This is a genomic window from Dactylosporangium maewongense, from assembly GCF_039531485.1.
Lineage (GTDB): Bacteria > Actinomycetota > Actinomycetes > Mycobacteriales > Micromonosporaceae > Dactylosporangium > Dactylosporangium maewongense.
The window spans coordinates 274,870-301,481 of the sequence record NZ_BAAAQD010000010.1 but is presented as its reverse complement, the minus strand read 5'-3'; the positions used below and the strand labels follow the sequence as shown (position 1 = coordinate 301,481).

General features: G+C 72.0%; 24 protein-coding genes. 18 read left to right on the top strand and 6 right to left on the bottom strand.

Annotated features, from left to right (window positions below; genetic code table 11):
• Positions 1-4: 4 nt before the first annotated feature.
• Positions 5-664: a hypothetical protein gene (locus ABD332_RS25810; RefSeq protein WP_344504687.1), complete on the bottom strand. Its 660-nt coding sequence runs from the start codon at positions 662-664 to the stop codon at positions 5-7.
• 558 nt (positions 665-1,222) lie between these two features.
• Between ABD332_RS25810 and ABD332_RS25805 the strand changes: the two genes are divergently transcribed.
• From ABD332_RS25805 to ABD332_RS25745, 13 genes are all read left to right on the top strand, one after another.
• Positions 1,223-1,660: a DUF3307 domain-containing protein gene (locus tag ABD332_RS25805; protein ID WP_344504686.1), complete on the top strand. Its 438-nt coding sequence runs from the start codon at positions 1,223-1,225 to the stop codon at positions 1,658-1,660.
• Between the two features lie 42 nt (positions 1,661-1,702).
• Positions 1,703-2,197, top strand: coding sequence for an RNA polymerase sigma factor (locus ABD332_RS25800; RefSeq protein WP_344504685.1), 495 nt, complete (start codon positions 1,703-1,705; stop codon positions 2,195-2,197).
• On the top strand, positions 2,190-3,347 hold the full coding sequence (locus ABD332_RS25795) for a hypothetical protein (RefSeq protein ID WP_344504684.1): 1,158 nt from the start codon (positions 2,190-2,192) through the stop codon (positions 3,345-3,347). Before ABD332_RS25800 ends, ABD332_RS25795 begins: the two co-directional genes overlap by 8 nt.
• Positions 3,348-3,428: 81 nt before the next feature.
• Positions 3,429-3,956: a hypothetical protein gene (locus tag ABD332_RS25790; RefSeq protein WP_344504683.1), complete on the top strand. Its 528-nt coding sequence runs from the start codon at positions 3,429-3,431 to the stop codon at positions 3,954-3,956.
• Positions 3,953-4,342: a thiol-disulfide oxidoreductase DCC family protein gene (locus ABD332_RS25785; RefSeq protein WP_344504682.1), complete on the top strand. Its 390-nt coding sequence runs from the start codon at positions 3,953-3,955 to the stop codon at positions 4,340-4,342. The genes ABD332_RS25790 and ABD332_RS25785 overlap by 4 nt, the downstream gene beginning before the upstream one ends.
• Positions 4,320-5,003, top strand: a complete 684-nt coding sequence (locus ABD332_RS25780) for a TetR/AcrR family transcriptional regulator (protein ID WP_344504680.1) — start codon at positions 4,320-4,322, stop codon at positions 5,001-5,003. Before ABD332_RS25785 ends, ABD332_RS25780 begins: the two co-directional genes overlap by 23 nt.
• A gap of 149 nt (positions 5,004-5,152) precedes the next feature.
• A complete protein-coding gene (gene egtA, locus ABD332_RS25775) occupies positions 5,153-6,355 on the top strand; it encodes an ergothioneine biosynthesis glutamate--cysteine ligase EgtA (RefSeq protein WP_344504679.1) in 1,203 nt (400 codons plus the stop codon).
• Between the two features lie 72 nt (positions 6,356-6,427).
• The gene (gene egtB / locus ABD332_RS25770) at positions 6,428-7,723 is read left to right on the top strand and encodes an ergothioneine biosynthesis protein EgtB (protein ID WP_344504678.1); all 1,296 of its coding nucleotides are present in this window, start codon (positions 6,428-6,430) and stop codon (positions 7,721-7,723) included.
• Positions 7,723-8,463 (top strand): ergothioneine biosynthesis protein EgtC, encoded by a 741-nt coding sequence (egtC, locus tag ABD332_RS25765; protein WP_344504677.1) that lies wholly within the window; start codon positions 7,723-7,725, stop codon positions 8,461-8,463. The genes egtB and egtC overlap by 1 nt, the downstream gene beginning before the upstream one ends.
• A gap of 2 nt (positions 8,464-8,465) precedes the next feature.
• Positions 8,466-9,437 (top strand): L-histidine N(alpha)-methyltransferase, encoded by a 972-nt coding sequence (egtD, locus tag ABD332_RS25760; RefSeq protein ID WP_344504810.1) that lies wholly within the window; start codon positions 8,466-8,468, stop codon positions 9,435-9,437.
• 726 nt (positions 9,438-10,163) lie between these two features.
• Positions 10,164-10,847 (top strand): hypothetical protein, encoded by a 684-nt coding sequence (locus ABD332_RS25755; protein ID WP_344504675.1) that lies wholly within the window; start codon positions 10,164-10,166, stop codon positions 10,845-10,847.
• Positions 10,844-11,155 (top strand): hypothetical protein, encoded by a 312-nt coding sequence (locus ABD332_RS25750; protein WP_344504674.1) that lies wholly within the window; start codon positions 10,844-10,846, stop codon positions 11,153-11,155. The genes ABD332_RS25755 and ABD332_RS25750 overlap by 4 nt, the downstream gene beginning before the upstream one ends.
• A gap of 11 nt (positions 11,156-11,166) precedes the next feature.
• Complete coding sequence (locus tag ABD332_RS25745) at positions 11,167-11,640, top strand: hypothetical protein (RefSeq protein WP_344504673.1); 474 nt, start codon at positions 11,167-11,169, stop codon at positions 11,638-11,640.
• 348 nt (positions 11,641-11,988) lie between these two features.
• On the opposite strand, the gene ABD332_RS25740 is transcribed toward ABD332_RS25745, so the two are convergent.
• Together ABD332_RS25740 and ABD332_RS25735 are read right to left on the bottom strand one after the other, a co-directional pair.
• A complete protein-coding gene (locus tag ABD332_RS25740; RefSeq protein ID WP_344504672.1) occupies positions 11,989-12,963 on the bottom strand; it encodes a GNAT family N-acetyltransferase in 975 nt (324 codons plus the stop codon).
• Positions 12,960-13,541: a dihydrofolate reductase family protein gene (locus ABD332_RS25735; RefSeq protein ID WP_344504671.1), complete on the bottom strand. Its 582-nt coding sequence runs from the start codon at positions 13,539-13,541 to the stop codon at positions 12,960-12,962. The genes ABD332_RS25740 and ABD332_RS25735 overlap by 4 nt, the downstream gene beginning before the upstream one ends.
• A 101-nt stretch (positions 13,542-13,642) precedes the next feature.
• Between ABD332_RS25735 and ABD332_RS25730 the strand changes: the two genes are divergently transcribed.
• Complete coding sequence (locus ABD332_RS25730; protein ID WP_344504670.1) at positions 13,643-14,245, top strand: TetR/AcrR family transcriptional regulator; 603 nt, start codon at positions 13,643-13,645, stop codon at positions 14,243-14,245.
• A gap of 23 nt (positions 14,246-14,268) precedes the next feature.
• Here ABD332_RS25730 and ABD332_RS25725 read toward each other — a convergent pair whose 3' ends face one another.
• The gene (locus ABD332_RS25725) at positions 14,269-15,696 is read right to left on the bottom strand and encodes a hypothetical protein (protein WP_344504669.1); all 1,428 of its coding nucleotides are present in this window, start codon (positions 15,694-15,696) and stop codon (positions 14,269-14,271) included.
• A gap of 291 nt (positions 15,697-15,987) precedes the next feature.
• On the opposite strand from ABD332_RS25725, the gene ABD332_RS60095 reads away from it, so the two are divergent.
• The gene (locus ABD332_RS60095; protein WP_425552286.1) at positions 15,988-18,861 is read left to right on the top strand and encodes a serine/threonine-protein kinase; all 2,874 of its coding nucleotides are present in this window, start codon (positions 15,988-15,990) and stop codon (positions 18,859-18,861) included.
• A gap of 25 nt (positions 18,862-18,886) precedes the next feature.
• Positions 18,887-19,315, top strand: coding sequence for a protein phosphatase (locus tag ABD332_RS25715; protein WP_344504668.1), 429 nt, complete (start codon positions 18,887-18,889; stop codon positions 19,313-19,315).
• On the opposite strand, the gene ABD332_RS25710 is transcribed toward ABD332_RS25715, so the two are convergent.
• Positions 19,308-21,488: a glycoside hydrolase family 3 C-terminal domain-containing protein gene (locus ABD332_RS25710; protein ID WP_344504667.1), complete on the bottom strand. Its 2,181-nt coding sequence runs from the start codon at positions 21,486-21,488 to the stop codon at positions 19,308-19,310. The two genes, ABD332_RS25715 and ABD332_RS25710, sit on opposite strands and share 8 nt — an antisense overlap.
• A gap of 104 nt (positions 21,489-21,592) precedes the next feature.
• On the opposite strand from ABD332_RS25710, the gene ABD332_RS25705 reads away from it, so the two are divergent.
• Positions 21,593-22,243 carry a TetR/AcrR family transcriptional regulator gene (locus tag ABD332_RS25705; RefSeq protein WP_344504666.1) on the top strand — a complete coding sequence of 217 codons (651 nt, stop codon included), beginning with the start codon at positions 21,593-21,595 and terminating at the stop codon, positions 22,241-22,243.
• A gap of 20 nt (positions 22,244-22,263) precedes the next feature.
• On the opposite strand, the gene ABD332_RS25700 is transcribed toward ABD332_RS25705, so the two are convergent.
• Positions 22,264-23,859, bottom strand: coding sequence for a bis-aminopropyl spermidine synthase family protein (locus tag ABD332_RS25700; protein ID WP_344504665.1), 1,596 nt, complete (start codon positions 23,857-23,859; stop codon positions 22,264-22,266).
• Positions 23,860-24,442: 583 nt separating this feature from the next.
• On the opposite strand from ABD332_RS25700, the gene ABD332_RS25695 reads away from it, so the two are divergent.
• On the top strand, positions 24,443-26,518 hold the full coding sequence (locus ABD332_RS25695; RefSeq protein WP_344504664.1) for a M4 family metallopeptidase: 2,076 nt from the start codon (positions 24,443-24,445) through the stop codon (positions 26,516-26,518).
• Positions 26,519-26,612 lie beyond the last annotated feature (94 nt).

Here is a 26,612-nt window from a genome sequence, read left to right as displayed (position 1 = left end):
CTCGCTAGACGGCCACGATCGCTTTGGCCGCCACGATCGGCTCACCGCCACCGCGCCAGACGTAGCCGGAGCGAGCGATCCGAACGGCAGTCCCGGGTTCGGGAGCCTGCGCCTCAGCATCGTGCGATCCCGGATCGAAGGGCACGGTCTCGCCCGGCTGGCCCAGCGGCCACAGTCGCTTGCGCCTCGCCTCCTCCGTGAAGAGCTTGACGACCCCGGTGATCGTGTCACCGCGAGTCTGGAGAACCTCGACGGCCACGGCGAGATCAGCGACCAGCCTGGCCTTCTCAAACTCCTGGTCGACCCACCCGGCGTCAGCGGTCCCGGCGCTGGCGAGCGCGTCGGTCACGTTCTGCACCAACGCCCGCGCCAGCCATGCCGGCAGCTTTGCAAGGAGGTTGCCGGCCAGCACGTCCAGTGAATTCCGGGCGGGCTGCCGTTCGGTCGACCACTCGTACCGGGTGCTCACCATGGTGATCTGCGGGTGGAGCTTGATCACACGCTGAACTCGCGTCCAGTGGCGGTCGACATCGGCCTTCTTCACACCGGCGTCGATCAACTGTTGCTTGATTTCCTGCGCACGGATCGGTTTCGGTGAAGCACGGATGATCTCAACAAAGACCAATCCTTGATCTTTTCCGAACTGCTTGACCAGGGAATTCATCTCCACAACCCACCGCCCGCGGCTCGATTCACGTATTCCCAGATGCTAATCACGCAAGATGGCGACAACACTGTCCGCTATGCGACAAGGTATTTCTATTCCGATCATTTTCATGCTTAGCGTATAGAGGTTGGACAATTCGATGCCGGGTTTGGCAGGGCGGATGTTGACCGATCCGGCCAGGGCCATGACCAGGGAAGCGATCGCGGCAGGCGCCGACGCCGGCAACAGGATCCCCGCAGCGTCGGGGTGCCGGTGGTGGCCGAATGTAGAGGCGAACCCAGTCGGCTTTCTCCCCGACCGGCCCGGCGTGCAACGGGGAGAAAGCCCGGGCGGGTGGTCCGACGGGTCCACCATGCCACCGCTCATGCCCGCCGGGGAACCTCTGCGTGGGAGTGGATCACGCGACTCACGACACATGTGTTCTGCCACGTTCGACGTAGAAGTCGGGTGCGGAGCGGGCGGATGATGGCGGCTCCATCAATGTCGATGCGGCGGGACGGCCCCATCCTCCAAGACCGAACCGTCCCGCTGCTCCCCGTGAGGAGCCCCTCCATCATGTCCTATGAGACGCTGAGCCGGTCCGTCGTTTTCGTGGTGACGCTCGTGGTCCTGCTCGTCGGGCACTCGCTCGGTGATCACGTGGCGCAGACCGACCGGCAGGCGGCGCACAAGGCGACCCGCGGCGCCGCCGGCTGGCGGGCCCTCGCTGGCCATCTGCTGACGTACCACGTGACGATCACCGCGGCGCTGCTGCTGACCTGCGCGGCGCTGCGCCTGCCGCTGTCGCCGGCCGGGGTCGGCGCCGGGGTGGCGTTCTCCGCCCTGACCCACGGCCTGCTCGACCGGCGCTGGCCGGTGCGGGCGGTGCTGCGGGCGACGGGCTCGCCGCGGTTCGCCGACACGACCAGCCCGGTCTGCGGCATGTACGTCGCCGACCAGGCCCTGCACCAGGTCTCGCTGCTGATCTCGGCGCTGCTCGTGGCCGGCTTGTAAATCGGGGTGCAACACTTCGGCGGGTCCAGGCGTGATACCGGCATGCCACGCCCTCCGGAGGACTTCGCGGAGCTGTACGGGACCCGGTTCGCCGGGATCGCTGTGCAGCTCTACGCGTACCTGGGCGACCATGCCGAGGCGCAGGACCTGACCCAGAAGGCGTTCTGCCGCGCCCTGGAGCGCTGGCCGGCGGTGTCCGGTTACACCGACCCGGCCGCGTGGGTGCGGCACGTCGCGTGGAACCTGGCGACGAGCCGGCTGCGCCGGCTGCAGCACCCGGTGCGCTTCCTGCAACGCCAGCGCGTCCCCGACCCGGTGCCGGGCCCGTCGCCGGACCGGATCGTCCTGCTGGAGGCGTTGGCGACGTTGCCGCCGGTACAGCGGCGCGCCCTGGTCCTGCGGCATCTGGGCCAGCTGACCACGGCGGAGATCGCCGAGCAGGAGGGCGTCGCCGAAGGCACGGTGCGGTCCTGGCTGAGCCGCGGCCACGCGGTCCTCGCAGCACGACTGGACGACCGGGAGGCGTGGCATGCGTGACACGGTGCAGGACGAGTTCGCCCGGTTCGCGGAGGAGGCCGCCGGGATCTTCCGGCCGCTGCCGCTCGACGCCCTGCCGCGGCGGCACCGGCACCGCCGGCTGCGGGTGTGGCTGGCCGCGATCGTCGTGGGAGCGCTCACGACCGGCGGCGGGGTAGCGCTGCGCACCGCCTGGAGCGACCGGCCCCCGCCGCCGCCGACCGGGTTCCGCCTGGTCGAGCGGCCGGTGGTGCTGGCCGGCGGTACCGGCCCGCACCAGGTCGTCTTCCGGGACCGGCGGCACGGCTGGGTGCTCTTCCGCAACTGCGACAGTGCCGGGAAGTGTGCCCCGAGGCTGGGCAGCACCGACGACGGCGGCCTCACCTGGCGCCCCCGGACGCTGCCGGACCTCGGCAACGGAAGCAGCCAATGGCCGTTGGCGCGCCTGGCCTGGCCCGGCAAGCGGACCCTCCAGCTCGACGCCTACAAGCTCTCCTGGGTGTCCACCGACGGCGGCGACACCTGGGCCATGGAGCACCGGTTCGGGCGGCCGGGATGGGTGAATTCGCCGGACCCGATCAGGGTCTGCGACGACCCGAGGGGCGCCGACGCCACCTGTGTCCCCGGCCGGTTGCAGATGGAAGGTGTCGGGGACATCGGCGTCGCCCCCGTCCGAACCGGCTGGTCGCTGGACACGGTTGTGCGCACCGCCAGCGGCGCCCTCTGGGCCACGCTGAGACACAATGTGCAGTTCCCGAGCCCGACGCTGCTGCTCCACTCGGCCGACGGCACGACGTGGAAGGACGTGCGGGAGTCGGCGGAGGCGCGGCTGCTGTCCTCGCCGGACCGCACCGAGGTCTGGTTCGCGGTCATCCGGACCGGCGCCCTGGCGCTGCTGGGGAACGGCGTGGCGGTCGAGCAGCCGTCCGTGCCGCCGCTGGACGACACCAGCGTGGTCGCGATCGGCGGGGGTCGTCTGCTGCTGCTGTCCGGCCGGGACGGTCTGCGGCTCTGGACCGCCGCGAACGCCCCCGAGGTGATCCCCGTGCCGGTGAGGTCGGTGGGCGACCCGCCGCTGCAGGTGCTCGACGACGGCGCGGTGGCCGTCGTGGATGGCGACGGCCGGACGACGGTGGGCACGATCGGCGGCACTTGGATCCGCTACCCGTGACTGGCTGAGACCGGGCCCACAATTGAACGCGTTCAAGAACGGGTCTACCGTGAGTTGAACACGTTCAAGAAGGGGCCGGTCATGGATCTCAAGCTCGGCACGTACCTCATCTATCTGGCGGTGAGCATCGTCCTCACCGTCTGGGTGGCGCGGACGCTGCTCAAGAACGGCCAGGTGTTCCTCGACGACGCGCTCACGGACGAGCGGCTCGCCAAGTCGGTCAACCACCTGCTGGTGGTCGGCTTCTACCTGCTCAACCTCGGCTACGTGGCGGTGGCGCTGAAGATCGGGCAGCGGCTGCCGGACGGCAGCTCGGCGATGGAGGCCCTGGCGTGGAAGCTGGGCCTGGTGCTGCTCGTGCTCGGCGGGCTGCACTTCTTCAACCTGTTCGTGCTGAGCCGGTTCCGCCGGCGGCGGATTCTGGACCAGCTGCCGCCGCCCGTCCCGCCGACCAGGATGATGCCGGCTCCGTATCCGCCGCTGCCGCCGTACGGGATGTCGCCGCGCCCGGCCGCCCCGCACGGCTACCCGAAGCCCATCTCGCAGCCGGTACCGCAGCAGATGCCGCGGCCGGAGACCCAGCCCGACGAGCCGCTGCCACCGCAATGATCACGAAGCTCACCGTGCTCTACGACGCGGGTTGCGGACTGTGCCGGACGGCACGGGCGTGGCTCGCGTCGCGGGCGCAACTGGTGCCGCTGGAGTTCGTTCCGGCGGGTTCGGATGAGGCGCGCCGCCGGTATCCGGCGCTCGATCCGGCAGAGACCCTGGCCGACATCACGGTGGTCGCCGACGACGGCGGCATCTACACCGGCGACGCGGCATGGATCATCTGCCTGTGGGCGCTGGAAGGTTATCGGGGGCTGGCGGCGCGCCTTGCCCGGCCAGATCTGCGCCCGACGGCGCGGCGGATGGTGGCCGCGGCGGCCGCCGTACGCCGGGGGACGACGCCACAAGGATATGGTGCGGACTGTGGTGGAACCTGCGACGTCTGACACCGAGCCGACCGCGAAAGGCGAACAGACCCGGCGGCTGATCGTGGACACCGCCGTCCGGCTCTTCGGCGAGCAGGGCTACGACAAGACCACGATGCGCGCGATCGCGACGGCCGCCGGCGTCTCGGTCGGCAACGCGTACTACTACTTCCCGTCCAAGGATCACCTGGTCCAGGCGTTCTACACCACGGTCCAGGACGCCCACGCCGAGGCGTGCGAGCAGCTCCTGGCCGCGCCGGGGACGTTCGTCGACCGGCTGCGCGCCGCGATGCTCGCCGGCGTGGAGACGATGGCGCCCTATCACGGCTTCGCCGGCACGTTCTTCAAGACGGCCGCCGAGCCCGGCTCGCCGCTGAGCCCGTTCAGCACCGAGTCCGCGCCGGCGCGGGAGCGGTCGGTGCGGATGTTCCGGTCCGTCGTGGACGGCGCCACCACGAAGATCGACCCCGAGCTGCGGGCCGAGCTGCCGGAGCTGCTGTGGCTCGCGCAGATGGGTGTCACGCTGTACTGGGTGCACGACACCTCCCCCGGGCAGGAGAAGACCCGGCTGCTGGTCGAGCGGTCCGCGCCGCTGATCGACCGGCTGGTCGCGATGTCCCGCTTCCGGATGTTCAAGCCCGTCACGCGGGAGATCCTCGGCCTGTACCGGTTGCTGCGCTGAGGTGTCGGCGTTCACTCGGGCGGGTACATCTACGGTTCACGACCAGCAGGTGTTCGCCCAGTTCGAACGCGTGTACGTAACGGATCGGTAACCACTTGTTCAACGTGAACGTTCGCCGACGGCCGGATCCTCGGGTAGCGTCGGCTCGCATGGCGACCTTGCGTATCGACCGCACGGCCGCCGACTCCGATGCGGTGATCTGCGCCATTGAGCAGGCCGAGGGCTACATTGCATCGATCTGCTTCAAGACGGGACCACCGGAGACGGTCGGCGTCGAGCTCGAGTACACCGTCCATGCCAGCGCTGACCCGACGACATATGTCGATCCCGATCGGATGTGTCAGGCGCTCGGCGACCACGCACCACCCGCCCTGCACGCCGGCACGGCACACCTGCCGTTGCGGCACGGGTCGGCCGTCACCCTCGAACCGGGTGGCCAGGTGGAGCTCTCCACCGTCCCGCAACGCTCCCTGACGGACCTCCACGAGGCCGTCAGCGCCGATCTCGCGGAGCTCACCGGGCGACTCGCCCGCGCCGGGCTGGAGCTCGGCGGCACCGGCATCGACCCGCACCGCCGGCCGCGGCGGATGCTCTCCACTCCCCGGTACGACGCGATGGCGTCGGCGTTCGCGCGCCGCAACGACGCCGGGCGCACCATGATGTGCAGCACCGCCGGCCTGCAGGTCTGCCTCGACGCGGGCCCGCCGTCACGCTGGGCCGCGGTGCACGACCTCGGGCCGCCGCTCATCGCCCTGTTCGCCAACTCGCGGCGCCACGCCGGGCACGACACCGGCTGGGCGTCGGCGCGGATGCGCACGTGGCTGGCGATCGACCCGTCCAGGACCCGCCCGGTCCCCTTTCTTGAGGATCCCGCCGGCGAGTGGGCCCGCTACGCCCTGGACGCGCAGCTGCTCTGCGTCCGGCGCGCCGAAGGGCCGTGGACCGCGCCGGCGGGGGTCACGTTCGCCGACTGGATCCGCGGCGCGCTGGGCGAGCCGCCGACCTGGGCGGACCTCGACTACCACCTGAGCACGCTGTTCCCGCCGGTGCGCCCGCGCGGCTACCTCGAGGTGCGCTACCTCGACACGCTGCGGGGCCCCGACTGGTTCGCGCCGGCCGCGATCCTCACCGCGCTGCTCGCCGACGAGCCGACCGTCGACCGGGTGCGTGAGCTGTGCGCGCCCGTCGCCGGCGAGTGGGCCCTGGCCGCCCGCCTCGGCATGGCCGACCCGGCCCTGGCTCGGGCCGCGACCGCGGTCCGCGACCTGGCCCTGTCACGGCTCGACCTGCCCGACGACCTGCTGCTCGACGTCATCGAAGGGAGCACCCGCCATGAACGGTTCGAAGCGTAGCGTCTGGTCCGGCCGTCGCCGGAGCGCGGCTCGCTGGAGCGCGGCTCGCCGGAGCGCCGCGGAGGTGACGGCATGAGTCTGAGAGAGCGCGTGGCCGCCGAGCTGGAACGCACCCGCCGGCGGTCCGAGATCCTCACCGACGCCGTCGACGACGCCGACCTCGTCCGGCAGCACTCGCCGCTGATGTCGCCGCTGGTGTGGGACCTGGCGCACATCGGCAACCAGGAGGAGCTGTGGCTCGTCCGTGACGTCGGCGGCCGCGAACCCGTCCGGCAGGACATCGACCACCTCTACGACGCGTTCAAGCACGCCCGGCGGGACCGGCCGCAGCTGCCGCTGCTCGGCCCGGCGGAGGCCCGCGCGTACGTCTCGACCGTCCGCGACAAGGTGCTCGACGTCGTCGACCGCCTGCCCTCAGACCCGGCGCGGCCGCTGCTGCGGGACGGGTTCGCGTTCGGGATGATCGTGCAGCACGAGCAGCAGCACGACGAGACGATGCTCGCCACCCACCAGTTGCGGGCGGGTTCGCCGGTACTGGCGGCAGACCCGCCACCGTCCGCGGTCGTCGCCGTGGGCGGGGAGGTGCACGTGCCGGCCGGACCGTTCGACATGGGCACGTCGACCGAGCCGTGGGCCCTGGACAACGAGCGTCCCGCGCACCGCGTCGACGTGCCCGCCTTCTGGATCGACGCCGCCCCCGTCACGAACGCGCAGTACGCGGCGTTCATCGACGCCGGCGGCTACGACCAGCCGCGCTTCTGGTCCGCCGCCGGCTGGGAACACCGTGTTGCGGCCGGGCTGGAAGCGCCGCTGCACTGGACGCGGGACGGCGGCGACTGGCACGCCACCACCTTCGGCCGCACGGCTCCGATCGTGCCGGACGCGCCGGTGGTGCACGTCTGCTTCCACGAGGCCGCGGCGTACGCCGCCTGGGCCGGCCGGCGGCTGCCGACCGAGGCCGAGTGGGAGAAGGCGGCCAGGTTCGACCCCGCGACGGGCCGATCCCGGCGGTACCCCTGGGGCGACGACGACCCGACGCCGCGCCACGCCAACCTGGGCCAGCGGCACCTGCGGCCGGCATCCGTCGGCGCCTACCCGGACGGTGCGTCGCCGCTCGGCGTCCACCAGCTCATCGGCGACGTGTGGGAGTGGGTCGACAGCGGCTTCCTGCCCTATCCGGGGTTCAGCGCCTTCCCGTACCGCGAGTACTCCGAGGTGTTCTTCGGCGGCGACTACAAGATGCTGCGCGGCGGGTCGTTCGGCACCGACCGGGCGGCGTGCCGGGGCACGTTCCGCAACTGGGACCACCCGATCCGCCGCCAGATCTTCAGCGGCTTCCGCACGGCCTCCTCCTCGGGGCCCGCCTAGTGTGCCGTCACCTGGCGTACCTCGGTCCGCCGATCCCGCTGTCGCGCCTGCTCTTCGACGCGCCGCACGGCCTGTCACACCAGTCGTGGGCGCCGCGCGACATGCGGGGCGGCGGCACCATCAACGCCGACGGCTTCGGGCTGGGCTGGTTCCCCGGCCCCGTGGTGTACCGGTCGGCCCGTCCACTGTGGACCGACCCGTCACTGCCCGCGCTGGCCTCGGCGACCTCGTCGGGCGCGGTGCTGGCCGCGGTGCGCTCCGCCACGGTCGGCATGCCCGTCACCGAGTCCGCGGCCGCGCCGTTCACCTCCGGGTCCTGGCTGTTCAGCCACAACGGGCGCGTCGCCGGGTGGCCCGACAGCGTCGCCGCGCTCGCGTCCGAGCTGCCGGTGCGCGACCTGATCACCCTGGACGCCCCCACCGACAGCGCGCTGCTGTGGGCCCTCGTCCGGGCGCGCCTGCGGGCCGGCTCGTCCCTCAGCGACGCGGTGTCCTCGGTCGTCACCTCGGTGGCGGCCGCGGCGCCCGGTTCGCGGCTCAACCTGCTGCTCACCGACGGCCGGTCCATCGCCGCTTCCGTGTACGGCCACGCGCTGTCCGTCCGCGCTGCCCCCGACGGCGGGGTGCTCGTCGCGTCCGAACCGCTGGACGACGACCCCGGCTGGCGCGCCGTCCCCGACTTCTCCCTGCTCGTCGCGGACCTGTCCGCGGTACACATAACGGAAGGTGCCTTCTCGTGACACTGCACGATCCCGACCTCGACGTGTACCTGCTCGACGCCGACCTCACCGCCGCCCTGCGCGCCGACGCCCGGGCGGGCCTCACCGCCACCCCGAAGACCCTCCCGCCGAAGTACTTCTACGACGCCCGCGGCAGCGAACTGTTCGAGGAGATCACCCGCCTGCCCGAGTACTACCCGACCCGCGCCGAACGCTCGATCCTCGCCGACCGGGCCTCGTCGATCGCCCGCATCACCGGCGCGAAGACCCTCGTCGAGCTGGGCTCCGGCTCCTCGGAGAAGACCCGTCTGCTGCTCGACGCGCTGCGCGACGCCGGGACGCTGGGCTCCTTCGCCCCGCTCGACGTGTCGGCCTCCGCTCTCCGCGACGCCGTCAGGACCCTCCGAACCGCATACCCTGACCTGCACATCCACGGCATCGTCGCCGACTTCGTCAACCACCTGGAAACCCTGCCCGACACCGGCGACCGTCTGGTCGCCTTCCTGGGCGGCACGATCGGCAACTTCACCCCCGCCGAACGCGCCCCCTTCCTCGCCGCGCTCCGCGCCCGCCTCAACCCCGGCGAGTGGTTCCTCCTCGGCGCCGACCTCGTCAAGTCCCCGTCGGTCCTCGTCCCCGCCTACGACGACGCGGCCGGCGTCACCGCCGAGTTCAACCGCAACGTCCTGCACGTCCTCAACCGCACCCTCGACGCCGACTTCGATGTCGCCGCCTTCGAGCACGTGGCCCTCTGGGACCCCGCCAACGAATGGATCGAGATGCGCCTGCGCTCCACCACCGCGCAGCAGGTGCACGTCGCCGCCCTGGACCTGACGGTCACCTTCGCCGCCGGCGAGGAGCTCCGCACCGAGGTCTCCGCCAAGTTCCACCAGTCCGGCCTGACCGCCGAACTCACCGCGGCCGGCTTCTCCGTCCGCCACTGGTGGACCGACCCCGCGCAACGGTTCGCCCTGACCCTGGCCACTGCGGCGTAACCACTCCCACCCCTCGGCGGCCGCGGAGACACACTCCTGTCCCGCGGCCGCGGGGGTAGCGCTCCCGTTCCGCGGCCGCCGGGACGCCCCTGTCCCTGGAATGCTCTCCCACCCCGACCCGACCCGCCGCAGGTCCTGTTCTACGGCCACCGCCGGGACGCTCCTGTCCCTGGGATGCTCTCCGGCCCCGCAGCGCAGCAAGTCCTGTTCTCTGGCCGCCGCCGGGACGCTCCTCGCCACCGGCCACCGCTAGGACGCTCTTCTCCACGGCCGCACCTCGGATGCTCACCCCATCCCGCAGTCGCCGCGGCGCTGCACTCCTGTCCCGCGGTGGCCGCCGTGTCTCCCCCGTGTCCCTGCGGGCATCCCGCACCGCAGCCACGGCCCCGCTCGATCCACCCTCCTACCCGCCCCGGTCTTCTCGGTGGATTCCGCTCTCCGCGGCCCGTTGGCTCGCCGATTAGCTGAGGTCCGCCCGAGGCCATCACCCTGCGATCCCAACTCCATCGGTCATCCCGCCTGCGGCGCCTGCCCGTCCTCGGGCGCCGCTGCTCAGGTCCGGCTGCTCAGGTCCGGCTGCTCAGGTCCGGCTGCTCAGGTCCGGCTGCTCAGGTCCGGCTGCTCAGGTCCGGCTGCTCAGGTCCGGCTGCTCAGGTCCGGCTGCTCAGGTCCGGCTGCTCAGCGCCGCTTCAGCGCCGTTTCAGCGGACCGCCGCATGCTGCTGGCATGACCGCATCGCCCCCGGCACGGACCGTCTTCGTCGGCACGCCGGCGTTTCTCGGCCGGATCGACGGCGTGACCCGCTGCGCCTTCTGGACCACCGAACCCGTCGAGCACGACTTCGACCCCGCCCGTCTGATCAGCGTGGACCTGGCCCGTGCTCCATCCGCCGCCGTCGCCGAGGAGATCTCCTGGGCGGACGTCGACGTCGACGACTGTTTCAGCGCCCCGGACGGCGACACCGGCGGGTCCACCCTCGGCCCCGCGTGGCCCGAGCTCCGCCTCACCGGCGCCGTCTACCTGGCCACCGCCTTCATCGACCGCCTCCCTCCTTCACTGCGCCCCACCCCGGCCTCCACCGGCTTCACGGGCGCCGAGTACGAGTGCCAGTCCGTCGTGTACTGGCCCGGCACCCCCGACCCGCGGGCCGGAAACCGCTACGCCGGCCACTGCGCCGAGATCCTCGAGCAGCGAGGCACCCTCGCCCGCGTCGCCGTCTTCCCGCCGGGCCGCTCCACCGACCCGGCCACGTCCCCGGTCACGATGTGGCTCGACCTCGCTTCCCCGGAACACTGCGACGCCGGCCCAGCCAGCCTCACCACCATCGGCGGCCCGGTGACCCGAGGCCCCTTGTTCCTGATCGCCGGCCGTGTCCCTTCCCCTTCGACTACCAACGGGAGCACCGAATGACGAACCATCAGCTACTGCGCACCACCGTCCCCACGAGCGCGATCGCCCCGAAGCTCCCACCGTGGGCGGGCCCCAGCCGCCTCGCACCGTCGGCCTTGTCCGCCGACCCGCGTCTGACCGCGACCGCCAGCCACTCGCCGGCCCTGACCTCCGGCGCCGCGCGCACGGCCTCACCTTCCGGCGCCGCGCGCACGGCCTCACCCTCCGGCGGCACGGCGGCGGCAACACTCCGGCGCACGTCGGTGGCGATCTCGGCGCGGGCCGGATCGCTGCAGTCCATCAAGTGGCCGGATGCGCTCGGCGATTGACCGGCTGACCGGTGTCCCTCCCTTCGCTGAACGTCGCCTCGCCGGACTGCTCCGAGTCGTTCTTCGCCGGCCGTGTCGCCAGGTGCGTGCAGCTGCATCACGCCGCCTCCCTCGCCGAGCTGCGTGACGTGCTGACGACGGCGGCGTGGCCGGCAGGACCGGTGCACCTGGACCTGATCGGCCACTCGACCCGTGGGCAGCACCTGCTGCGGCTCGGTCGCACCCCGATCGACATGCTCGAACGCGACGTGGCCCGGTTCTTCACCCACTTGGCCGCCGACCGGATCCTGGACCGCCACGACGTGGTGGCGGTCCGGCTCCTCGGCTGCCAGACCGCGGTGACCGACCCGGGCCGCCGAACGCTGCGGATGCTGTCACGGGTGCTGGGCCTTCCCACGTACGGCACGCTCGTCCCCCTCCTCAAGAGCCACTCCGACGCGTCAGGGCTGTCGCCCCGGTTCGCGCACGTGCTCGCCTCCGGCTGACCCTCCACCCACCGAAAGGACCACCACATGCACCGGCTTCCGACTGTTCCGCCGCCATGCCACCCACGACGGCCCGGCCCACACCGCAGGACCTGGTGCCGCCGCGAGCGCCTCCGCCGCACCTGGCACCCACGAACCTGGCACCGCAGGCAGTGACCCAGCGGCCGCCGCCCGCAAACGCCGAACACAGTGACCCAGCAGACACCTCCGGCGCACCGCCCACAGACGGTCGGCCGGCACCACCGGACGGGTGTCTGCCGGCACCGGTCCGCGGACCGCGGTCGATGCGACTTCAGTCCGCGGGCAGCCTGCGATCAAGCAGCATCACCGCGTCAGCAGGTCACGGCCTCACGGGGTCGAGGGCTGTAAGCCGAGCGCCTCGCCCGCCACCGGCGCGGAATACACGACCCTGATCTCGGTGGTGCGATACCCGGCCCGGACGAAGGCGGCCGCCATCGGTGCGTTGGTCGCGTCGGTCGTCGCGGTGATGACCTGGGCGCCGTCGGCGGCATGGATGCGCGTGATCTCGCCGAGGATGTCGTCGACATACCCGTGGCCTCGCATCTCGGGCACGACGCCGAGATACCCGACATTGCGGTGGTACGGCGTCGCCGACGGCACCGCCAGCCCCACCAGCGCCCCGTCCCCCGTCGTGACGATCCGCCACCACGAACGGTCCCCCGGGCACCCGAGATAGAAGTCCATCTCGGCGCGTGCGGCGGCGTCGATGCCGTCCGCGGCGACGCTGCGTCGCGTCTGCACGTCGAGGCTGCCCGACGCGACCAGGCGGAACGCGTGCAGGAACTCCTCGTCGCTCGCCTCCTGGAACACCAGGCGGTCACGCTCCCGGCCGGCCACTCCCGAGGCGACCGGCCCGGGCGTCCACTCGAAACGCAGCCGCTCCACCTCGTCGGTCAGTCCGGCGGCGATCGCCGCGTCCCGCCGCCAGCCGACGGCCGCCGCCGTCGCGGGGTCGTCCCGCCAGCCCGCTGCGACCGACACGGTGAACTGCGGCGCCACCGGCGCGCCCAGTGCCGACATCCCCGCGCGGAGCAGCGCCGCCGCAAGCGCCGCACGGTCTGGCACCGACGGGTCGACGCTGAGACAGTCGAGCGCGACCGGATGGGTGTCCCCGGCCCGTCCCCACCACAGTGCTCTGGCGATGAAGTGGCCGTCGCGCTCGGCGATCCAGGTCCACTCCGGCCGGTACATCCGAGCGGCGAGGTCGGCCCGGAAGCGCTCGGCGCTGATCCAGCCGACCGGCTCGTCGACGACGACTGCGGCGACCCGGTCGATGTCGTCGGGCGTGGCGGCTCGGATCATGGCGTCACCCTCTCATAGGTCATGAACGCGACACCCGTGTCGAACGTGCGCGTGCCCGCCAGCCGGAACGGCATGGGCTTGAACGGCGCGGCGAACAGCGGTACACCGGAACCGATCGCGACCGGATTGACCTTGAGGATCAGCTCGTCGATCTCGCCGACCAGCTGCGATGCCAGCGCGCCGCCGCCGCACAGCCAGATGTCGAGCCCCTCGCGCCGCTTCAGGTCCCGGACGAGCTCGGCGGGATCGGTGTCTGCGCCCAGGAACGTGACCGTCGGGTCGACGTCGGTGAGCGTCCTGGAGAAGACGAACTGCTCCAGATGTCGATAGGGGCTGGTGATGCCGATCGCGAGGCCGGGCTCATAGGTGCCGCGGCCCATCACGACCGTGTCGAATCGCTTGTTGGGCACGCCTTCCAAGCCGAGCGGCACCCGGGCGTGCGTGGGCAGGGTCTCGGGCCAGGAGGCGATGATCGCCGCCGCCGAGTCGTCCTCGAACCCGAGGAAGTCGAACTGTCCGTCGGGGCCGGCGATGAAGCCGTCGAGCGTGGCGGCGACCAGGTAGGTCAGCTTTCGCATGTCACTCACTCACTTCGTTTGAATCACTGTGGATGAAGTGGTTTGAATGTAGTACTGTGCTTGCAGTGGTGTCAACCAGCCCCGCACGGAAGGACTCAGCGATGCGTCAGAACCCCGCCAGACGGACCGCCCTGCTCGACGCCGCGATCGAGGTCCTGGCCGACGAGGGATCGCGAGGGCTGACACTGCGCGCGGTGGACCAGCAGGCAGAGGTGCCGACCGGCACGACGTCCAACTACTTCAGCAACCGCGCCGACCTGCTGGAGCAGCTCATGGTCCGGGTGCGCGAGCGGCTCACGCCCGACCCGGCGGAGCTTGCCGAGACGATGCGCGCGACACCGTCCCGCGATCTCGTGAAGACCCTCATGCACCAGTTACTGGACAGGACCCGCCGGGAGCGCAGCAGCCACCTCGCCCTGCTGGAGTTACGACTGGAGGCGACCCGCCGGCCCGAGCTCGACACCATGCTGACCCGGTTCTTCACTGCGGACCTGGAGGCGAATGTCGCGTTCCACGTCGACGCGGGCCTGCCCGGCGACAACGGCTCGGTGCTGCTGCTGTATCTGGGCATGCTCGGCCTGATCGTCGACGACCTCACCGTGCCCGAGGTGCTGCGGCCGCACGGGGTGGAGGCGCTCGTCGACAGCCTGGTCGACCGCGTGTTCCCGCCGCCCGCCGGGGCGGAGGTGGTCGGCCAGGGTTGAGGCGTCAGGGGGGGTCGGCCAGGTCAGGCGGACGTCCCGCCCGCGCGGTGACGGGCACGGACCGAGGAGGGCTGCAACGGCGACGGATCGGTCACGGGGGCGAGCGCCATCCGCATCGAGGGCTCGACCGTCGGCGAGGGCGTCATCCTGTCGGGGTTCTGCGACGGTACGACACCCCGCAGCCGCCGGGACGACTGCCGTGACGGCGACGAGTCGGTCCAGTCGTGCACAGCGGGCTGCTCGCCCGTCCAGGCATGCGCACGGGCCCACACCTGCGCGCTTGAGGGGTGCTGCGAAGCGAAGGGCTCCGGCGAGGGCGCAAGGCTCGAACGAGAGGAGTGCGATGGCGACGGCTGGAGGTGATTCGCGGAGGCCTGGAACCGGGCGGTGATGTGGTCGTCCAGGGCGGGGCGCGGTGCGGGAACGCTGTGCGGGCGCGGCGCGGGGACGTTGTGCGGCTGCGGCGCGGGGACGTTGTGCGTGCGCGGCACGAGGACACTGTGCGGCTGCGGCGCGGGAACGCTGTGCGGGCGCGGCGCGGGGACGTTGTGCGGCTGCGGCACGGGGACGTTGTGCGCGCGCGGCGCGGGGACACTGTGCGGCTGCGGCGCGGGGACGTTGTGCAGTGGCTGCGGCGCGAACCGGGGCGGCGTCGGGAACGCGGGCGGCGGGGCGATCGCGTGCCCGTGGAACCGCGGCTGGGCGGCGGGCGTCGAGAGACGGCGCGGACCGCGGCGTTGACCAGCCGGCGCTGCTGGCGTCGCTGTGGACCCTGCGCCGGCCTGCACCGCAGCGTGCACGGACGGAGCGCCGTGCGCTGAACCGCGGCCGGCGGCGGGCGCGGGCATCGGCGTCTCAGGAGCCTCGGTGCCTGCGCGGTGGGCGACGGTCGAGGCCCGGTGGGCAGGGGCCGGGTCGTTCGGCGTCACGACAGCCGAGGACAGGTCCGAACCCGCAACCGGGGCCGAGTGAGCACCAACCGGGAACAGGTGGGCGCCGGGCGAGGAGGAACGGGCAGCGGACGAGGGCAGGAACGGGTCGGCCGGGGCAAGGTGAGTGGAAGGCCAAGGTGCGTGAACGGGGACAGGAACCACGGGCGGGAACGGGGAGTTGGGCTCGGTGTACGTCCTGGCGGCTGCCGGGTGTGGCCGGGACAGGCGGGTCGGGGCGCGGCGGCGGCTGTACGCACGGCACGTGCCGATGATCGCGGTCACCGTCAGCGACAGCGGGGCGAGCAGGACGGCCAGGCCGATGAGCATCGGGCCGCCGGTGAAGAGGACCTTGGCCGACCAACCGGCGAGCGCGAGGCCGAAGGTGACGCACACGAGGCGGAGCCGGGAGGCGTTGCCGGGGAGGAAGCCGGCTGCGGCGGTGATGAGACCGGCGATCACGTAGCAGATGAGGAACAGGGTCCCCGCCGTGCTGCCGAGGTGCGAGACGTTCTGGTGCACAAATCCCTCCGAGCCGTACAAACCGTTCCGTCGATAACGGTAGGTGATCGGTTGCGGGCCGGTTGTCAGCAGTTCGGGCGGGTTTGGGGGCAGTGGGGGCGACGGGTTGCCGCGGCGGTGGCGGCAGGTTGCACGCGGGTGGCAGTCGTGATCCTCACGACGGTCCGGGGGCGGTCCGGTGTGCCGATTGCGTGCTTGGGTGAGCGATCGGGTACACCTTTGTGCATGACCGCCGCGCCCGCCTTCGTCGCCGACCGATATCGCCTTTTTGAACCACTTGGGGCGGGCGGGATGGGCAGGGTGTGGCGGGCCCGCGACGAGACGCTCGGGCGGGACGTCGCCGTGAAGCAGATCATCCTGCCGCCGGAGCTGCTCGACAACGCGCGGGACGTCGCGATGGAGCGGACGTTGCGGGAGGCGCGGGCGGCCGCCCGGCTCACCCATCCGAATGTCGTCCGCGTGTACGACGTGCTCGCGTTCGACGGGCAGCCGTGGCTCGTCATGGAGTACGTGCCGTCACGGTCGCTCGACCAGACGCTGCGTGCCGACGGGCCGCTCCCCCCGCGACGGGTCGCCGAGATCGGCCTCGCCGTGCTCGCCGCGCTGCAGGCGGCGCACCGCGTCGGCGTCCACCACCGGGACATCAAGCCGGGCAACGTCCTGCTCGGCGACGACGGCCGGGTCGTGCTCACCGACTTCGGCATCGCACGGATCGAGGGCGACGGTCACGTCACGCGCACCGGGCTGGTGCTCGGTTCGCCCGAGTACATCGCCCCCGAGCGCGCCCGGGACGGCACAGCGGGCGCCGCGGGAGACCTGTGGTCGTTGGGCGCGACGCTGTACGCGGCGGTGGAGGGGCGTTCGCCGTACGGGCGCGGGTCCGCCATGGAGACGCTGATGGCGCTCGCGTCGGACGAGCTCGACCCGCCGCAGCGGGCCGGGGCACTCGCGCCCGCGCTGCGTGGGCTGCTGCGCAAGGACCCGCGGGCACGGGCCGGGTTCGCCGAGACCGAGGAGCGCCTCCAGGCCGTCCTCGCCGCGCCCACCGAACGCCGCCGCCGGTCCTGGCTTGGCGGCTGGGGGCGCTCGGCGTCCGCTCCGGCCGCGACACCCGCCGCGCCGGCGCGTCCGGCCCCTCCGGTCCCCGCACAACGCCCCGCCCCGGAGCCGCCGACGGTCGTGCAGCCCCGCACCCGGCTCGACCCGCCGACGGTGGTGCAGCCGCCGATCCCGGTGCCGGCACCCGCTCCAGCGGCGGAGTTCGCGTCGGCACCGCCAGCGCCCGCCGACCTCGACCCTTTGCCGAACGATCCGGCGACCTCCGAGCCCGCCCCGCGACAGGAAACCGCGGCGGACGGTTCCGGGGCGGCCGGAAGCGACCTCTGGACGGAGCCCGCCGACGAACCGGCGACGGACGCTGAGCCCGAGACCGCAGCGGACCCGGAACCCGAGCCCCAGGCGGTGCACGCCGAACAGGAAGCGATGGCGGACGGTTCGCGGGCGGTCGGGGGTGACCTCTGGACGGAGCCTGCCGACGAGCCGGCGACGGAGCCTGAGACCGCAGCGGACCTGGAACCCGAGCCGCACGCCGAGGCCGGGCCGGAGACTGAGCTCGCGCCTGCCGACGAGTCTGAGGTCGAGCCGGAGGCTGTGCTCGCTCCGGTGGGTGACTCTGGCGCCGAGCCTGAGGCCGACCACGCGACCGAGGCGGAGCCTGAGCCGGTGCGGGCGTCGGAGGCGACGCTCGAGTCCGCGACCGAGCCGGACAGTGAGCCGCTGCCGGAGCCGGTGAGCGCCGCCGGAATGGTCACCGGGGGTGAAGAAGAGACCGACCTTGAGCCCGCGCCGGAAGCTGAAGGCCAGCCGGAGCCTGCGATCGTGCCGGCGCTGGAGGCTGAGCAAGACCCCGCGACGGAGCAGCCGGAACCTGAGGACACGGCCGGACTGCGCGCCGGGTCGTCGTCGGAGTCCGGGAGTGCGGCTGCATTGCGCGCCGAGTCGGAGGCTGCGTTCGCGGCCGTGGCGGAGCCGGAGACCGAGCACGCCGACGAGGAGCCCGAGACCAAGCAGGCCGAAGCGGAACCCGAGACGAAGCGCGTCGAGGCGGAGCCCGAGACCGAGCACATCGAGGCGGAGTCTGAAGCGAGGCACGTCGAGGCGGAACCCGTAGAGGCGAAGTCCGAGGCGGAGCACGTCGTTGCGGAGCCCGAGGCGGCGCACGTCGAGACGAAGCCGGAGGTCGTTGCGGCACCGGCGGCCGAGCGGGTCCACTCGGAGCAGGAGACCGCGCGGCTGCGTGCCGAGCCGGAGGTCCAGGGACAGCCCGCCAAGGCGGACGGGCGCGGGGCCGGGTCGGCGGGTGGCGGGAAGAGCGCGCCGGGCGTCACGTACAAGGCGACACGTAAGCCCGAACCGGATGTGCCGTCAGTTGGGGGCGGTGCCGGTACCGACGCGAAACCGCGGGCCAAGGTCCTTGCGGCGGTCGCGGGGGCGCTCGTGATCGTCGTGCTGGCGGCGTGGCTGGTGCTGCGGTCGGGTGGGGATGACAGCAACCGGACCGCGGCCCCGGCGAGTTCGGAGGGTGCGGGGGCGACGGCGACGGGCGGGGGGACGAGCGCGCCGGCCGGGTCGCCGAGTGTGGCGCCGTCGAGTGAGGCCGCGGGGGGTACGCCGTCGGCGACCGTGCCCGCCTCGCCTCCCGGTGGCGGGAACGGGGCGGGGCAGTTGCCGCCGTTGCCCGCCGGGTGGATCGACTATCACGATCCGTCGGGGTTCTCGGTGTACGTGCCGGCGGGCTGGCGGCAGAGCAAGGACGGCTCGATCGTGTACTTCCGCGGGAACGGGCGGGTGCTTGGCATCGACCAGACCGACAAGCCGAAGTCGGACCCGGTGCGGGACTGGCAGGCGCAGCGGGACTCGCGGCGTGCGTCCGGCGACTTCCCCGGGTACGTTGAGATTCACATCCAGCCGGTGCCGTACTTCGTGACGGCGGCGGACTGGGAGTTCACGTTCACGCGGGGCGCGCGCCAGCATGTCAACAACCGTGGTGTGGTGACGTCGCCGACGCAGGCGTACGGGTTCTACTGGCAGACCACCGACGCCGACTGGGCCGCGGCCCGTCCGGATCTCGACCTGGTGTTCGCCAGCTTCCGCCCCCGCGTGTAGGGACCAGCACAGGTAGAGGGGGAACGTGGGCGAGTTGTGGCCGGCGGACACGCCGGGGTTGCTGCGGCTGCCGTCGGGGTTGACCGTCCGGGGGCGGCCGCTGTCCAAGCCGATCCCCGACGGGCCCGAGCCGACGCTCGGCGTGTACGCGCTCGGGCGCGAGCCGGCGCCGACGAGCTGGCCGGCCCGCTGGGTGCGCTGGCCCGACTTCGGTCTGCCGAAGGACCGGGACGAGCTGCGGTCCGCCCTCGACGCGGCGCTGCTGGAGGCGCGAACGGGCCGGGTCGAGTTCGGCTGCGGGGGCGGTCGCGGCAGGACCGGGACCGCCCTCGCGTGCCTGGCGGTGCTGGACGGCGTGCCGGCGGGCGAGGCTGTCGCGTACGTCCGCCGGCACTACTCCCGCCACGCCGTCGAGACGCCGTGGCAGCGGGGGTTCGTCAAACGGTTCAGTTGACCGCTGCGGACAGCTTCTCGATGGCCGCGGGGCTGAACGCTTCGCCGGCGAACACGGACAGGCGCGCCAGCGGCAGGCTCCCCATCAGCGTCAGCATCTCCGGGTCGGCGGCGGTGTGCGCCATCACGCCCGCCTCGCCGCTGCCGGCCAGGGCCGCGAACACCTCGCCGAGCGCCTGGGCGCCACGCGGGTCGCTGAGCCACTCCGCGATCGTCGACTCGCCGGTCAGCGGCACCCGGGCGTCGTCGCCGGTGACGGTGGCCGTTGCGGAGACGCGCAGGTCGCGCGACGAGGCGCCGATCTCCACCTGGTACGTGCCGCCCTCGACCACCCAGCGGGACAGCCGGGTGTCCCAGTAGGCGAGGTCGTCGCGGGCGATCGGCAGCTCCACCTCGACGGTCTCGCCGGCGGCGATCGCCACGCTCGCGAACGCCTTGAGCTCCCTCGGGGCGCGGCGGACCCGCGAGCCGGCGAGGGAGACGTACGCCTGCACGACCTCGCGGCCGTCGCGGTCGCCGGTGTTCGTGACGCTGAGCCGCACGCTCAGCCCGCCGTCGGTGGCGGTGACGGTCGCCGGGCCGTACTCGAACGTGGTGTAGGACAGGCCGTGGCCGAACGGGTACGCGACCTGCTGGCTCCGGGCGTCGAAGCCGCGGTACCCGATGTGGACGCCCTCGCCGTAGCGGACGTGCCCGGCCTCACCGGGGAAGTCCAGGTAGGACGGGTGGTCGGCGAGGTGCAGCGGGATCGTCTCGGTGAGCCGGCCCGACGGGTTGACCCGGCCGAACAGCACGTCGGCGATCGCGCCGCCGCCGGCCTGGCCGAGCAGCCAGCCCTCGACGATCGCGGGCACCGCCGCGTCCCACGGGCCGGTGCGCAGGACGGCGCCGCTGGAGAGCACGACGACGGTGCGCGGGTTGGCGGCGGCGACCCGTTCGATGAGCTCGACGTGCGCGGCCGGCAGGTCGATCGACTCGCGGTCGGCGCCTTCGGTCTCGCGGTCGGTGCCGGCGAAGACGACCGCGACGGCCGCGCCCCGGGCCAGGGCGACCGCGGCGTCGACGTCGTCGTAGCCGGACGCGAACGTGACGGGGCCCTCGGCCAGGGCGGTGATCTCGTCGAGGGCGTTGTCGAGCCGGGTCGGGTTGATCTGCGAGCTGCCGCCGCCCTGGAAGCGGGGCGTCCGCGCGAACTCGCCCAGCACCGCGATCGTGCCGTCGTGCCGGCCGAGCGGCAGCACGGCACCGTCGTTCGTGAGGTCGTTCTTGAGCAGGACGATGCCCCGCCCCGCCACCTCACGGGCGAGCGCATGGTGCTCGTCCTTGTCGTAGGTCGCGTCGGTACGGGAGGCGAGCGCTGCCCGTACCAGCGAGGAAACCCGCGACACGGCGGTGTCCAGCGTCGACTCCGGCAGGTGTCCGCTGCGGACCGCCTCGACGAGTCGGCGGTCGCCGTCGGGGTCGGGGCCGGGCATGGTGAGGTCGAGCCCGGCGCGGACCGCCTCGACCCGGTCGGCGACGGCGCCCCAGTCGGACACGACGAGCCCTTCGTAGCCCCACTCGCCGCGCAGCACCTCGGTGAGCAGCCAGTGGTGCTGGGAGGCGAGGACACCGTTGATGCGGTTGTACGCGCACATGACGGTCCACGGCTTGGCCTGCGTGACGACGCGCTGGAACGCGCGCAGGTAGATCTCGCGCAGCGTGCGCTCGTCGACGTCGGCGGAGACCCGCATCCGGTCGGTCTCCTGGCTGTTGACCGCGAAGTGCTTCAGCGAGGCGCCGACGCCGCGGCTCTGCAGGCCCTTGACCCACTCGGTGGCGAGGACGCCGGTGAGCAGCGGGTCCTCGGCGAAGTACTCGAAGTTGCGGCCGCCGAGCGGGCTGCGCTTCAGGTTGATGCCCGGGCCGAGCAGGACCTGGACGTCCATCGCGCGCGCCTCGTCGCCGAGGGCCTCGCCGACCCTTCTGGCCAGCTGCGGGTCCCAGGTCGAGCCGAGCGCGACGGCGGGCGGGAAGCACGTGGCCGGCTCGCTGTCGAGGATGCCGCCTCCCGGCGCGGCCTTGCGGACCCCGTGCGGACCGTCGGTCAGCATGATGTCGGGCACGCCGGTGACGGCGGTGCTGCGCCAGAAGCTGCTGCCGCTGGTGACGGCGGCCTTCTCCTCGAGGTCCATGGCGTCTCGTCTCCCAGGTCTCGCGCTACTGAGTACTTGTAAAGTAATAGGTACCCGGTAAGGTAGCGCTACGGGCCTCGATGCGACAAGAGGGAACGACTGGGATGGCACGGCACGACAGGACCCGCCTGCCCGCGGCCGAACGACGCCGGCAGATCATCACCGCCGCCACGCGGCTCGTGGCGGAGCGCGGCTTCTGGGGTCTGTCGATGCAGGACGTCGCGACCGCCTGCGGCCTGACCGTGCCGGGCCTGCTGCACCACGTCGGATCTAAGGACGGCCTGCTCATCGCGATCCTCGAACACCGCGACGCCGAGGACGCCCGAGCCCTGGACTCCCTGCTCGCCGGCCCTTCTTCAGGCTCCGCCGGCGCTCCTGGTTCCACCGGCGCCGCGGATTCCACGTGCGCTGCCGGTCTCATCGGTGCGCCGGGGGCGACGTTGCGGGAGGTGTGCGCGGCCGTGGTGCGGCGCAACGCTTCGCAGCCGGAGATCGTGCGGCTGTTCGCGGTGCTGCAGGCGGAGTCGCTCACCCCCGATCACCCCGCGCACGACTACTTCGTCGCGCGGCAGCAGCGCATCCTGAACGAGATCACGGCCCTGGCGAAGACCGCCGGCACCACCGTCCCTCCGGAGACGACGGCGCGGCGGATCATCGCGCTCATGGACGGGGTGCAGCTGCAGTGGCTGCGCTCCCCCGGCTCCGACCTGGTCCAGCTCTGGGCCGCGACGGCCGACGGTCTACTGCCCGACTGACAGGTCCCGGGTCGTGCCGGTCAGGGCTGGCCGGGTCGCGCCGTAGGCTCGGGGTGATCCGGCGATGGGTGGTTCGGCGATTCGGGGGTGAGGGCTTGGACGAGGGCCGCGATCGCGTAGCGGGGCAGGTCGAGCAGCCGGGCCTCGAGCCACGCCGGCGGGACGAGCTCGGCGACCTTCGCCCTGGCTTCGTTCTTCGTCAGGCCGTGCTCCCGGACGAGCCCTTCCCGAAGCACATTGCCCAGCTTTCCGTGCGCGTGCCCCAGCAACCATCCCACCGCCGTGCGCGACCCGTCACGCACCGCTGCCGCCTCGACGATCGCGAGCCGCGGAGACGGCGTGCTACGGCGGTATCGCAGCGTGTACTTGGCGGCGATGACTGCGCGTAGCGAGGCCTGACTCTTCGCATCGATGAGGTCGGGTGATTTGTTGGGGACCTGTAAGCTCAGGGAAGAAGCATTGAGCGCCAGCAGCACCCGCAGGAGCCATGGGCCTGGATCGCCTGTGAGGTCGACCTGGTCCGGCACCGAATGCACCGGCCCCGCCAGCAGCTCCGCAGGCCCGCGCCCGACCGCCTCGCCCTCCAGCGAGTGCTCACCGTGGGTGTACATGTTGACGGCCGCCCCGCTCAGCCGCTTCTCCAGCACCTGCCAGGTCCGCGCGGTCGGCCTGCACACGTAGAGGTCGCTCGCGGACCCGACGGCCTGCGCGCCGTGGTACCGGTTGAACGCCGGCAGGATCGCTTCGACGGCGAGGTCGAGGTCGAGCACCGCCCGCTGCACCTTCACCCCGAGCGCCGGCGTGAGCGGGCTGAAGCCGTAGGCCATGACCAGCCGCCCGTTGGCCCGGTCCCGCAGCGCCTGCGCGCCCCGCCCGAGGAACAGCTGCACACCCTCCGGCGTGTACGGCGGGTCGGTGAAGACGAGATCCGCGGACTCGGCGACGACCGGGGGCAGCCCGAACCGCAGGTCCGCGTGCCAGCACTCGACGGCGTGCCCCCGCTCGGCCGCCCGTCCCGCGATGAACTCCAGCAGCCGCTCGTCGACGTCGACCACCGTGACCCGCACGTCGGACCTGACCGCGAGGACCGCGAGCGAGGTCAGGTCATGATCGCCGATGCAGACGAGGTGGGCGCCGGCCAGGTCGTACGTCTCGTCCAGCCAGCGCGCCCGTTTTGCCGCGGTTTCGGCCGTTGCGGACACGTGGTCGAGGGCGCGGTCGGTGGGGACCTCGGCGATGAGGCGGGCCATGTCGGCGATCAGGTCTTCGTCCGAGATGCCCGACAGGCCGGACGAGATGACCGGTAGACCAGAATCGGCCGGTTTGAGTGATTCAGCCGGATCGACCGGCTTATCCGGAGATAGTGGTGAATATGGCTGCTTGGGGTGAGGCTGGGCAGTGAAGTGGGTGCGGTAGGTGGCGGGTAAGCGGAGGGCGCCGTTGCGGGAGGTGTGGAGGTCGGGGCCGGCGGCGCGGAGGAGTTGTTCGGCGGTGCGGCGGGGCAGGGCATGTTCGCGGATCAGGTCGTCGAGGGTGGCCGGGGTCGTCGCCAGGTGAACGAGGGCCTCGCGAAGGCGGCGGGCGGTGATGCCCGCGGACTTGACCAAGTCGGTCACCGCGTCCAAGGGCGTCGGGCCCGCCGGGGCGTCGTCGGACTGAGCCACCCGCGCAGCGGCCGGGCCCGCCGGAGTGGCGGCCGAATCCGGCGCAGCAGCGCCCGGATCCAGTGAAGCCGCGGCCGCGGGGGACGGGAGTGCGCCGGGGGTGGGCCGCGGCGTCGGGGAGTCCGAAGAGGAGGGGGCGGCTGGCGGCGTCATCGTCGTTCACCTTACGGGGCGGGGCTCAGCGGGCAAGACCGGTAAAGGTCATCGATGAGTTAAAAGTTAATGACCTGCAGTTATTCAACGACGGAGGCGTGAATTCAGTTAAACCGTTTCGGTGGTGTTTCAGGGCGGCGGTGGGGTTGAAGTACAGGGTGGCGGCAAGGGTGGGCAGAGGGCATCAAGTCTTGTCCCGGCGATTCCGGCTGTGTGATCGTCCTGAAATCGCCAAGAGTCGATGAAGCTCGCGGTTGGCCGATCGGCGCGCGCACGCCGGCCGTTGCTCCTGTGATTCGACGCTTGCGTGTCTCGATTGGTTCCGGCGCACACCCGACGTTGCACCCCCGGCACAGTGCGCCGCCCCGGAAAGAAGGCACCCTTGAAGCTGTCCCCACGGTTCGCTACAGCGGCCGGAGTGCTCGCGGTCGGGCTGGTAACAGCCGGCACCGCCGCAGCCGTGCAAGCCTCGCCCGCGTTGCCGTCGGCGCCCACAGGCGTCGAGGCCGCCAACGCCGTCGCGGCCAAGTCGGCCGAGACGTTCGTGTCCAGCCGTCCGAGCGTGCTGCAGCCCAGCAGCGACGACGCTTACGTGCAGAAGTCGGTGACCGCGTCCGGCAGCGCGAAGTACATCGCGTACGAGCGGACGTACAAGGGTCTGCCGGTCGTCGGTGGTGACTTCGTGGTCGTCACGGACGCGGCGGGCGCGACCAGGTTCACGTCGGTCGCTCAGACGCAGTCGATCGGCACCCTGTCGACGACGGCGAAGATCAGCTCGGCGGACGCCGAGGCGGCCGCGCGCAAGCTGCTCACGTCGGTGAACGCCGTCGAGAGCACCAAGCTCGTCGTCTACACGCTGGACGGCGCGGCGAAGCTGGCGTACGAGACGACGCTCAACGGCACCGGTGCGGAGGGCGCGAGCCGTCTCACCGTGAACGTCGACGCCACCACGGGCGCCGTGCTCAGCAAGCGTGAGCGGGTCATGCACGGCACGGGCACGGGCTGGATCGTCGGCAACGTCACCATCAACACGTCGCTGTCCGGCAGCACGTACAGCATGAAGGACCCGAGCTACCCGACCATCGCCTGCCAGAACGCCACCGGCAACGCGACCTTCACGGGCACCGACGACGTCTGGGGCAACGGCGACGGCACCAACCGGGAGACCGGTTGCGTCGACGCCCTGTACGCGGCGCAGAAGGAACTCGGGATGTTGTCGTCGTGGCTGGGCCGCAACGGCTTCAACGGCAGCGGCGGCGGCTGGCCGATCCGCGTCGGCCTGAACGACCAGAACGCGTACTACGACGGCACGCAGATCCAGATCGGCAAGAACACCGCCGGCAAGTGGATCAGCTCGCTGGACGTCGTCGGCCACGAGGTCGGCCACGGCATCGACGACACGACCCCGGGCGGCATCTCGAGCAACGGCACCCAGGAGTTCGTCGGTGACGTGTTCGGCGCGGCCACCGAGGCGTTCGCCGCCAACCCGAACGACCCGGCCGACTACCAGGTCGGCGAGGAGGTCAACCTGGTCGGCAGCGGCCCGATCCGCTACATGTACAACCCGTCGCTCGCCGGTGACGACAACTGCTACTCCAGCAGCACGCCGTCGCAGGAGGTCCACGCGGCCGCCGGCCCCGGCAACCACTGGTTCTACCTGCTCGCCGAGGGCACCAACCCGACCAACGGGCAGCCGACCAGCACCACGTGCAACGGCTCGACCGGCCTCGTCGGCATCGGCATCCAGAAGGCCACGAAGATCTTCTACAACGCGATGCTGATGAAGACCTCGTCGTCGTCGTACCTGAAGTACCGCACCTGGACGCTGACCGCGGCCAAGAACCTGTACCCGGGCAGCTGCACCGAGTTCAACGCGGTCAAGAACGCGTGGACGGCCGTCAACGTCCCGGCGCAGTCCGGTGACCCGACCTGCACCGGCGGCACCACCCCGCCGCCCACCACGTCGAACCCGCCGACCTCCAACCCGCCGACCGGCAACTGCTCCGGCCAGAAGCTGCTCAACCCGGGCTTCGAGTCGGGCACCGCGTCGTGGAGCGGCACCACTGGCTCCATCGGCCAGTGGGCCAGCCAGGGCCAGGCCGCGCACGGCGGCACCTACAGCTCCTGGCTCGACGGGTACGGCTCGACCCACACCGAGGCGATCCAGCAGTCGGTGACCATCCCAGCCGGGTGCAAGGCCACGCTGACGGCCTACATCCACATCGACTCGGCTGAGACGACCACGACCGTCGCGTACGACAAGCTGACCATCACGGCCGGCTCGACCACCCTGGGCACCCTGTCGAACCTGAACAAGGCGTCCGGATACGTCCTGCGCACGTACAGCCTGAACGCGCTCGCCGGCCAGACCGTGGTGATCAAGTTCAGCGGTTCTGAGGACTCGTCCCTGCAGACGTCGTTCGTCCTCGACGACCTCGCGGTGACCCTCAGCAACTAAGTACCGCAGCACGACGCAAGCAGCAACATCCAGGGAGGAAGCCCGGGTCGCGCGCCGGCCCGGGCTTTTCCTGTGGGCGGATCTCCACCCGGGC